Annotated in this window: 9 protein-coding genes; 2 read left to right on the top strand and 7 right to left on the bottom strand. The window is 72.3% G+C overall.

Annotated elements, in window-relative coordinates:
* Nucleotides 1–147 precede the first annotated feature (147 nt).
* From ACZ7H1_RS37175 to ACZ7H1_RS37160, 4 genes are all read right to left on the bottom strand, one after another.
* The gene (locus ACZ7H1_RS37175; RefSeq protein ID WP_470792903.1) at nt 148–360 is read right to left on the bottom strand and encodes a phosphopantetheine-binding protein; all 213 of its coding nucleotides are present in this window, start codon (nt 358–360) and stop codon (nt 148–150) included.
* Between the two features lie 50 nt (nt 361–410).
* Entirely contained in the window at nt 411–1,988 is a 1,578-nt protein-coding gene (locus ACZ7H1_RS37170) for an amino acid adenylation domain-containing protein (RefSeq protein ID WP_470792902.1), read from the bottom strand.
* A gap of 101 nt (nt 1,989–2,089) precedes the next feature.
* Entirely contained in the window at nt 2,090–2,821 is a 732-nt protein-coding gene (locus ACZ7H1_RS37165) for an LmbU family transcriptional regulator (protein ID WP_470792901.1), read from the bottom strand.
* Nucleotides 2,822–2,939: 118 nt separating this feature from the next.
* Entirely contained in the window at nt 2,940–3,155 is a 216-nt protein-coding gene (locus tag ACZ7H1_RS37160) for an MbtH family protein (protein ID WP_470792899.1), read from the bottom strand.
* 540 nt (nt 3,156–3,695) lie between these two features.
* Between ACZ7H1_RS37160 and ACZ7H1_RS37155 the strand changes: the two genes are divergently transcribed.
* Together ACZ7H1_RS37155 and ACZ7H1_RS37150 are read left to right on the top strand one after the other, a co-directional pair.
* Entirely contained in the window at nt 3,696–4,421 is a 726-nt protein-coding gene (locus ACZ7H1_RS37155; protein WP_470792898.1) for a thioesterase II family protein, read from the top strand.
* A 99-nt stretch (nt 4,422–4,520) separates the two neighbouring features.
* Nucleotides 4,521–5,543, top strand: a complete 1,023-nt coding sequence (locus tag ACZ7H1_RS37150) for an AfsR/SARP family transcriptional regulator (protein WP_470792896.1) — start codon at nt 4,521–4,523, stop codon at nt 5,541–5,543.
* 4 nt (nt 5,544–5,547) lie between these two features.
* On the opposite strand, the gene ACZ7H1_RS37145 is transcribed toward ACZ7H1_RS37150, so the two are convergent.
* The 3 genes from ACZ7H1_RS37145 to ACZ7H1_RS37135 all read right to left on the bottom strand — a co-directional run.
* On the bottom strand, nt 5,548–6,768 hold the full coding sequence (locus tag ACZ7H1_RS37145; RefSeq protein WP_470792894.1) for an acetylornithine transaminase: 1,221 nt from the start codon (nt 6,766–6,768) through the stop codon (nt 5,548–5,550).
* The gene (gene argB, locus ACZ7H1_RS37140; RefSeq protein WP_470792893.1) at nt 6,765–7,742 is read right to left on the bottom strand and encodes an acetylglutamate kinase; all 978 of its coding nucleotides are present in this window, start codon (nt 7,740–7,742) and stop codon (nt 6,765–6,767) included. The genes ACZ7H1_RS37145 and argB overlap by 4 nt, the downstream gene beginning before the upstream one ends.
* A partial coding sequence (locus ACZ7H1_RS37135; RefSeq protein WP_470792904.1) for a bifunctional ornithine acetyltransferase/N-acetylglutamate synthase occupies nt 7,739–7,847 on the bottom strand: 109 nt, incomplete at its 5' end. The genes argB and ACZ7H1_RS37135, both read right to left, overlap by 4 nt.

Raw genomic sequence — 7,847 nt, 5'->3', positions numbered from 1 at the left:
GGGAAACAATAGTATGGAGAGTCCGGTCTGCGCTTGCGCCCACCCGTTTGTGGGGGACACGCGGACTGGGGGGGGGGCGGACGCGCCGGCGCCGTGCCGTGTCTCGCCGGCGAGACACGGCAGGCCGTCAGCCAGGTCGGACGGCGGTCAGGCCGCCGCGCCCAGGGACTCGATGTACGCCGAGATCGACGCCACCGTCGGGTTCAGGAACATCTGGTCCATCGGGACCTCGACGCCCAGCTCCTCGATGAAGGCACCCTGGATCCTCACCATGATCAGGGACTGGCCGCCCAGGGCGAAGAAATCGTCGTCGACCGAAATCTCATCGCACTCGAGTTCCCGGCACCAAATGGCGCGCACGTTATCGGCAATCATCACAGCTCTCTCGGTTGTCGTCAGGTTCGGCCTGGCTATGCAGCGATGCCGGCGGACTGGTTCCGGAATGCATCGACCAGCGCGACGCGGTCGACCTTCCCGTGCGGGCTCAGCGGGAGCCGCGGGACGTTCACGAACCTGGCCGGCACCATGTTCCGCGGCAGCGTCTCCAGGAGCCCGCTGCGCAGGTCGTCCCCGGCGAGGTCGTCCCCGGCCGGGACGGTGAACGCGATCAGCTCGGCCTCGCCGGCGTCGGTGTACGCGATGGCCACGGCGGCCTCGCGGACGCCGGCCAGCCGGGCGAGCGCGCGCTCGATGTCGGTGGGGTCGATGCGCATGCCGCGCACCTTCACCTGGGAGTCGATCCGTCCGAGGACGATGAGCTCGCCGGCGTCGGTCACCCGGCCCCGGTCGCCGGTGCGGTACGCCCTGCGCGGCTCTCCGTCGACCTCGATCGTCGTGAACTTGGCGTTCTCGGGGCCGTTGTTGAGGTAGCCCGCGCCGACGCTGGAGCCGGAGATGAAGATCTCGCCCTGCTCCCCCGGCGCGACACCGCGCAGGTCCTCGTCGAGGAGGTGGATGTCGGTGTTGTAGGCCGGCCTGCCGACCGGCGGGACGTCCTGTTCGCCGGGCCGGTACGCACCGAGGTCGTACGAGGTCGCGACGTCCGTGCACTCGGCGACGCCGTACTGGTGCAGGAGGGTGCAGGTGTTGCCCTCGCGCTGCGCCCAGGCCGTGAGCCGTTCGGCCTTCAGCGCCTCGCCGCCGAAGAGCACGTAGTCGAGCCGGGTGAGCGCGTCGCCGCCGCGTGCGGCCTCCCAGTCCACCAGCAGGTACAGCGTGCTGGAGGCGCAGTGCACGACGCGGATGCCGCGCTCGCTCAGCATGCGGTAGGCCATCATGGCGTCGAAGTTGCGGCTCGCCATCAGGTTCTGGGTGGCGCCGCAGAACAGCGGCGTCATCAGGCTGCGCTGGGAGAGGTCGAAGCCGAACGCGCTGACGACCAGGTGGTTCGACTCGCTGGTCAGGCCGTACTCGAGCGTCAGCCAGTTCATCAGGTTGAACCAGCCCTCGTGCCGCACCGCGGTCAGCTTCGGCGTGCCGGTCGACCCGGAGGTGAAGACCGCGTAGCACACGTCGTCCCCGGTGACGGTGACGTCGGGGGCGGTCGCCGGGAGACCTGCCAGGTGGCCGGCCAGCTGCTCGAGGTCGACGACGTCGGCGTCCGCCGACTCGACCATCCCGGCCGTCGCCGGGGAGGCCACGATCAGGGCGAGGTCGGGCACCTGGCCCAGCAGCAGCTGCAGCCGCGCCGCCGGGTAGGCCGGGTCGAACGGCACGTAGGCCGCGCCCGCCTTCAGCGTGCCGAGGATGGCGACGAGCATGTCGATCGAGTAGTCGAGGCAGACGCCGACCTTCGCGCCCCGGCCGTGCCCGCGCTCGGCGAGGAAGTGGGCGAAACGGTTCGCCTGAACGTCCAGCTCGGCGTACGTCAGCTGCCGGCCGGCCCAGAAGACGGCGACGGCGTCGGGGGTGGCCTGCGCGTGCGCCTCGAACCGCTTGTGAACGACGGGCGCCGGGGGCAGGGCAACCCGCTTACCCTGAAGGATCATCAACTGACTCCGATGTGAGAGGTGTCCGGTCGGACGGGGCCGCCGGCGCAACACGGGGAAAGGGAGCCGGCGGTCTGGCCGGCACGTTCGGCGACGCGCCGCTAGGCGGTCTTCCGATCGGCGGTTTCCAGCACCTGGGTCACCCACTTGTCGACGGGCAGACCGTGCGCGGCAGCCGCCTTCGACAGCTGCTCCAGCTGGCCGGCGGACAGCTCGATGGTCAGCGTGGTGACCTTCTGCCGGCGCTTCTCGGCGGCCGCGGACCCGGCCAGCCGGGGTACGTCCCGGCCATCCTCGCCGCCGCCCCGGGGGAGCTCGGCCGTGTCGCTCTGCACGGCCAGGCTGGCGCGGACCGACCTGCGGAGTTCGTTGCGCGACCACTTCTGCTGCTCGGCCTTGCGCAGCCAGTAGTCCTGCTCGGGCGGCGCCAGGCGGGCCACCTCGGCGTGGTGGGCGAAGCTGAGGCCGTCCCGCCGGCGGTCGTGCTCGAACCGCCGCGCCACCCAGGCGTAGTTGCGCAGGGTCTGGTAATCGAGCCCGGTGCGCTCGATCGCCTCCTTGTACCGCCGCCAGCCGTAGGTGGACTCCCCGTAGTTGACCCAGTCGGCGAGCCACCACACCGAGGAGTTCACGAGCTCGCGCAGGTTGGTCCCGATCTGCTCCCAGGACCGCTCGGGCAGGTTCTCCGGGAGGACCATCCCCGACTTCTGCACCTTGGCCTGCGGCCCCACGAAGGACAGGACCACGTCGTGCCGTCCGGGCGCACTACTGCCGCCCGGCGTCCCCGCCTTGTAACTGCTCGCGGTCCTCACAGCGCCGCTCACAATCTTCATCCCCCAACTCAGAGTGCTTGCCTGCTAAACCGATCACTCGACCGAGCGCCCGGGCGGGCCCGCGAGGCTCGGCACCGCGGGCTCCGCCGCATCAACTCGACGAGCGTCCGGGCGGCTTTCAGCCCGCCGCCATGGCCTCTCGCAGGCTCTTGGGGCGCAGGTCGGTCCAGTTCTGCTCGACGTACGCGAGGCACTCGGCCCTGGCCGCCTCACCGAAGACCACCCGCCAGCCGGCGGGCACCTCGGCGAACTCCGGCCACAGGGAGTGCTGCTCCTCGTCGTTGACCACAACGAAGAAGCGGCCGTCCTGGTCGTCGAAGGGGTTCGTGCTCACGTGGGCACCGTCCTTAACTGTCATGGGGTGGCGCGGGATGGGTAGTCGCCCGGCACCGGGATCCTCCGTACCCCACTGGGTTCCCGGGAGATCGGCTGCCTCGCGTTCCTGGGATGAGAACGTGCGGCAGCCGATCGGCCCGTCCGCCTTCCGCTCCGGTTCGAGCGGTGGTGCGGGACCCTGGCCTTCTGGGCCGGGCCGCAGTGCCGTACGGACTTGGCTGACCGCGGTGCTGGTGGCCGACTCGCCGCCCACTGTAACCACGGCCCTTTTGAGACACGGTCAAGATCCACTCGAAGTGCCGGACGCCGCGTTCACCGGCCCCGGGCAGGTACGCGCACCCGAGCGGACCAGGTGATTCCGCTCTCCGGGAACCCTCGAGCCGGGCTCTGCCGCGGGCGGTGGAGAGCCGCTCGAGAACCGCCGCACCGGCGGTGGAGTCCCCCTGGTGCCCGCGCCCGGACGGCCGGACGGCGTTCTATGGTCCGAGGATGGGCGGCCCCGATCCGAGGGAGAGAGATGTACGGCACACCACCTGCCTTGCGCCTGTTCGTCCTGCACCACGCGGGGGGCTCACACCTGCTGTACCGCCACTGGCCGGCCGGACTGCCGGACACCTGGGACGTGCGGCTGCTGGACGCCCCGGGCCACGGCCTCCTGCTCGACCTGCCGCAGATCTCGGACGCCGGCCGTCTCGCCGACTTCCTGCTGCGCAGCATCGAGTCCGATCTGACCTGCCCCTACGCCCTCTTCGGGCACAGCATGGGCGCCCTCGTGGCGTACGAGATCACCCGGCGGGCCGTCGACCGGGGCCTGCCGCTGCCGGTGTGGGTCGGTGTCTCCGCACGGCCGGCACCCCACCTGGCGGGACCGGGGAGCCTGTACCACGAGTTGCCCGACGCACAGCTGCGGACGCGGCTGCAGGAGCTCGGCGGCACGCCCGACGGGACCTTCGACGACCCCGACCTGTGGGCGGTGTTCGACCCGATCATCCGGGCCGACCTGCGCCTGGTGGAGAACTGGCGGCCCGCTCCCGGCACCGGTCCGCTGCCCGTGGCGCTGTCCGCCTTCGCGGGCCGCGAGGACCACGCCGCCTCGCCGCAGCGGATGGCCGGCTGGGAAGAGCACAGCGAGCACTTCCTGGGCCTGCGGGAGTTCGACGGCGGTCACTTCTACTTCCACGACGACCCCGGGCCGGTGCTGCGGCAGATCGAACGGGACGCGACCACGGCGCTCGACGCGGCGGTCGCGCCGCGCGCCTCCTGAACGCCCGGCGAACGCCGGCGCACGGCGCGAACGCCGGCGCACGGCCGCCCGGCGCCTGCCGGCAACCGACTGAGATGCCAGCCTGTGTGAGGGGAAGAGATGCAGTTCCGCATCCTCGGTCTCGTCGAAGTCCAGGACGAGCAGACCGGTCTGAGGCTCCTTCCCACGGGCGCCAAGCAGCGTGCACTGCTGGGGGCCCTGGTGGTGAAGGCCGGACACAGCGTCTCCGTGCAGCGGCTCATCGACGAGCTGTGGGGCGAGCACCCGCCCGCCAACGCCGACAACGCGCTGCAGGTCCACGTGGCCCGGCTGCGCCGGCTGCTGTCCGGTCTGGAGAGCCAGTCCGCCGAGCGGCGTGCCAAGCACGCGCAGCCCGTGCAGCACCCGTCGATCGTGACCACCTCGCGCGGCTACACCCTGCAGCTCGCGCCCGTCGAGACGGACGCCGCGCGCTTCCAGCACCTGACCGACGAGGCGCGGCGGATCCTGCCCTCCGACCCGGGGCAGGCGGGTGAGCTGCTGCGCCGGGCGCTGTCGCTGTGGCGCGGACCGGCGCTGGAGGGCAGCGTGCTCGGCGACATCTGCGCGGGCAAGGCGGCCCAGCTCGAGGAGCACCGGCTGGCCGCGCTGGAGATGATGTACGACGCGTACCTGCGCACCGGGCGCCACTGCGAGATCACCGGCGAGCTGGTGGAGCTCACCACCGACCACCCCATGCGGGAGCGGTTCTACGACCTGCTGATGGTGGCGTTCTACCGCTGCGGCCGGCAGGCGGAGGCGCTCGGCGTGTACGAGCGGGCGCGCAACCGCATGGTGCACGAACTCGGCGTCGAGCCGGGCCCCGCCCTGCGCAGCCTGATGGAGGCGATCCTCCACCACGACCCGTCCCTCGCCGCGGCGGCGGGCCTGCGTGCGGCCGGCCCGCCCCCGGCCGGGGCTGCGCCCCCGGGGGCGCAGCCGGCCGCCGACGACGTGGTGCTCCCCCTCTGCGAGGAGATCGCCCGCCTGCACCGCCGCATCGAACTGCTGCAGCAGGAGCAGAACCAGCTGTTGCGCCGCTTCAACGAGCTGACGGCGAGCGCGCAGCGGGTGCCGGCCGGGGCGGGGCTCGCCCCGGCGTGAGGGGTCAGGCCGCCACCAGTTCCCGCTCGAGGACCTCCGACAGGGCCGCCCGGAAGCGCTCGAGGAACGTGTCCACCTCGCGGTCCGACACGATCAGGGGCGGGGCGAGCCGGATGACGTCCGGCGTCACCGCGTTCACCAGGAGGCCCTGGTCCTGGGCCGCCTGCTGCACGCGCGCCGCGACGTCCGTGTCGAGTACGACGCCCAGCAGCAGTCCGGCTCCGCGGACCTCGCGCACCAGCGGGTGGCCCAGGGACTCCAGGCCGCGCCGCAGCCGCTCCCCCGTCCAGGTCACCTGGTCGAGGAGGCCCGTGTGCTCGATGGTGTCCAGGACGGCGAGGGCGCCCGCGCACACCACGGGGTTCCCGCTGAAGGTGGAGCCGTGCGTGCCGGGCGTGAGCAGCTCCGCGGCCGCGCCGAAGGCGAGCGTCGCACCGATGGGCAGTCCGCCGCCCAGGCCCTTGGCGAGCGTGACGACGTCCGCCTCGACGCCTTCGGCCTGGGCCGCGAACCAGTGGCCCGTGCGCCCGATGCCGGTCTGGATCTCGTCCAGGACGAGGAGGGTGCCGGTGGCCGCGGTGATCTCGCGGGCGGCCTGCAGGTAGCCGGGCGGAGGCACGACGACGCCGTTCTCGCCCTGCACGGGCTCCAGCATCACCAGCGCGGTCTGCGGGGTGACGGCGGCGCGCAGGGCGCCGGCGTCGCCGTACGGCACGTGGCTGACGCCGCCCGGCAGCGGGTGGAAGGCACGCTGCTTGGCGGGCTGGCCGGTGAGGGCCAGGGCGCCCATGGTGCGGCCGTGGAAGCCGCCGGTGGCCGACACCATGTGCGGGCGGCCGGTGAGCCTGCCGATCTTGAAGGCGGCCTCGTTGGCCTCGGCGCCGGAGTTGGAGAAGTAGACCCGGCCCCGGCGCCCGGCGAGTTCCAGCAGGCGCTCGGCGAGGCGCACGGTCGGTTCGGCGACGAAGAAGTTGGAGACGTGCCCGAGCGAGGCGACCTGCTCGGAGACGGCCCGTACGATCGCGGGATGGGCGTGGCCGAGCGAGTTGACCGCGATGCCGCCGAGGAAGTCGAGGTACTCGTTGCCCTCCGCGTCCCAGACGCGGGCGCCCTCGCCCCGGACCAGCGGCAGCCGGGGGGTGCCGAAGTTGTCCGTCATGACGCCCTGCCAGCGGCGGGTCAGCGCCGTGTTGCCGGCCCCGGTGGTGTCCGCGCCGTCGCTCATGCCGTTTCCCTCTCGAAGGTGACGTCGTCGTCCGGCACGACCACCGTGCCGGCTCCTTCGTCGGTGAAGATCTGCAGCAGGATGGAGTGCTTGACCCGGCCGTCGACGACGCGGGCGGTGCGGACGCCGTTGGTCACGGCGTGGAGGCAGCCCTCCATCTTGGGGATCATCCCGGAGGCCAGCCCGGGCAGCAGCGCGGCCAGTTCGCCGGCAGTCAGCCGGGGGATCACGTCGACGCTGTGCGGCCAGTCCGCGTAGAGGCCCTCGACGTCGGTCAGGATCAGCAGCGCCTCGGCGCCGAGCGCGGCGGCGAGGGCGGCGGCGGCGGTGTCGGCGTTGACGTTGAACACACCGCCCTCGGCGGCGTCCTTGCCGTCCTCGGGCCGGGCGATGGAGGAGATGACGGGGATCCGCCCGTCCTCGATGAGGCCCTGCACGACCCCGGCGTCGACCTGGGCGACCTCGCCGACGCGGCCGATGTCCACGGGCTTGCCGTCGACCTCCGCGTACTGCTTGGTCGCGGTCATCAGGCGGGCGTCCTCACCCGTCATGCCGACCGCGTGCGGGCCGTGCTCGTTGAGCAGCCCGACGAGCTCGCGCTGGACCTGTCCGGCGAGGACCATGCGTACGACGTCCATGGTCTCGTCGGAGGTGACCCGCAGGCCGGCCTCGAAGCGGGACTCCAGGCCGAGGCGTCGCAGCTGCGCGCTGATCTGCGGGCCGCCGCCGTGCACGACGACGGGGTGCAGGCCGGCGTGCCGCAGGAAGAGGACGTCCTGGGCGAAGGCCGCCTTCAGGTCGTCGTCGACCATGGCGTTGCCGCCGAATTTGATGACGACGGTCTTGCCCTGGTGGCGCGCGATCCAGGGCAGCGCCTCGATGAGGGCGTGGACCTTGGGCAGGGCCGCGTGCTCGCCGGACCGGGAGTGGCCCGGTGACCGGAGGGCGGGTTGAAGAGACGGAGAAGCGCTCATGAGGCGTACTCGCTGTTCTCGTGGACGTACTCGGCGGTGAGGTCGTTGGCCCAGATCACGGCGGACTCGCTGCCGGCGGCCAGGTCGGCGGTGATGCGGACCTCG

Source organism: Streptomyces sp. NPDC037401 (genome assembly GCF_055602345.1).
Note: the sequence above shows the minus strand (reverse complement) of the source record. Positions and strands in the feature narration are given on the sequence as shown.